We start from the raw sequence: 1,216 nt of genomic DNA, 5'->3' as shown, positions 1-1,216 counted from the left end.
CGGTTCCGGCCCTCCGGTGGCCCAGTCCAGCAGCTCGACTGTGTGGACAACGGGCGTGTCAGTCCCAGAGCCGATCTGCATCATGCATCCGATGTTACCTGCCGCGATAACATCAGGATTCCTAGCCTCAAGCGTGCGCACTTTTCGTTGTTTCAACTGACTCGAAATCTCAGGCTGCATCAGGTTGTAGGTTCCTGCACTGCCACAGCACAAATGACTATCTTTAGGCTCTAACACTGTGAATCCAGCAGATTTCAGCAGATTCTTGGGATAAGAGGTAACCTTTTGCCCATGTTGCAATGAACACGCCGCGTGGTAGGCAACAACCAGTTCTTTCTTGTCGCTGTCCGGCATCTCCAGCTGCACCAAAAGCTCACTGATATCCATCGCCAGGGCGGATACACGCCCCGCATCCGCCGCCAGCGGATCACTGCGGAACATGTGCCCATAATCTTTAACCGTGGTCCCACACCCCGAGGTGTTGATCACGATCGCATCCAGACCATCACCATCCATTTCGCGTGTCCAGGCCCGGATATTGGCTGCAGCAGACGCATGGCTTTCACCGGTTTTACCCATGTGATGGGTTAATGCGCCACAACAGCTGGCACCTTCGGCGACAACGACCTCGCAGCCCAATCGGGTCAGCAGGCGAATCGTGGCGTCGTTGATGTCGGTGTTCAGCGCTTTTTGCGCACAGCCCGTCATTAGGGCGACGCGTTTCTTCTTAGCGCCTTTTGCTGCAAAGCTCTGAGGGTCATCATTGCGACTGACTGGTGGAATATATCTCGGCGCCATGTCCAGCATCGCCTTTAGCCGGGCATCCGGCATCAGAAACCGGAACGGACGACCCAGCTTTGCCCCGATTAGAGCCCAGCGAAAGCGAGCCGGATAAGGCAGGATTCTGGCCAATATCCAGCGCAGAGCCCGATCCGAGAACGGGCGCTTGTAGTTGTCTTCGATATATTCCCGTGCGTGGTCCACGAGGTGCATGTAATGCACGCCCGAGGGGCACGTGGTCATGCAGGCGAGGCAGGATAGGCAGCGATCGATATGCTTGACAGTCTTTTCGTCCGGAACACGCTCATTCTCCAACATGTCCTTGATCAGATAGATGCGCCCGCGAGGGCTGTCCAACTCATCGCCTAGCACCTGATAAGTCGGGCAGGTTGCTGTACAGAAACCGCAGTGAACACAATTTCGGAGTATCTCGTTG

The 1,216-nt window shown here is 55.8% G+C and carries 1 protein-coding gene; it reads right to left on the bottom strand.

The window, feature by feature from the left end:
• The coding region (gene glcF / locus ACR0EL_RS21650; RefSeq protein WP_480502241.1) for a glycolate oxidase subunit GlcF at positions 1-1,216 on the bottom strand (1,216 nt) is incomplete at both ends.

The organism is Ruegeria sp. AH12, assembly GCF_056541465.1.
Note: the sequence above shows the minus strand (reverse complement) of the source record. Positions and strands in the feature narration are given on the sequence as shown.